The sequence below is a fragment of the Rhizobacter sp. P2_H2 genome, assembly GCF_056403375.1.
On the sequence record NZ_JBFUFP010001777.1, the window covers coordinates 1 to 606 of the forward strand.

A 606-nucleotide genomic window follows, 5' to 3' on the forward strand; every position below is an offset into this window, starting at 1 on the left:
GTCATCGGCCAAGAGCCCGGTGTCGTTTTGCAGTGCGGCTTCCAAAGTGGGCGCGGTGGTGTCGCCGTCGCCAGCAGGCTCCAGCAGCACATGCATGCTGGCCACTGTGAGGTTGCCGGCGGCGTCGGCCAGGGTCAGCTCGAAGGTGTTGTCGCCCAGGGCCAGCGTGATGCCTGCGAGGCTGAAGCTGCCGTCGGCCGCGGCCGTGGTGGTGGACAACACAGTCGGGTCGCCGCTGTGGCGAAGCTTCAGCGTGGTGCCGGCCTGCGTGGCGCCCGCCAGGGTCACGGGGTTGGCGCTGGTTTTGTTGTCGCCGGGCGTGCCGGTGTCGCTGGCCGCATCCAGCCCAAAGCTCAGCAGCACCGGCGGCAGCCGGTCGGGCGGCACATGGCTGAACTGCGGCAAGGTGGCGGGGTCGAGATCGCGCCCGCCCACGCGCACGCTGGCCGGAAAGGCCGGTGCGACGATGCTGGTGCTGCCCAAGAGCTGCCCGCCGGCAATGAACTCCAGCAGGGCTTGCGCGGCCGTGCCGATCTGGATGTCGCTGCCGTCGTTCAGCACGCCGTCGACCGGATCGACGCTTGCGATCAGGCTCGTGTCCACCAC

1 protein-coding gene is annotated in these 606 nt (G+C 69.8%); it reads right to left on the reverse strand.

Annotated elements, in window-relative coordinates:
• Window positions 1-561: Ig-like domain-containing protein (locus AC1D15_RS36150; protein WP_477829880.1), on the reverse strand; the 561-nt coding region annotated here is incomplete at its 3' end.
• Window positions 562-606 lie beyond the last annotated feature (45 nt).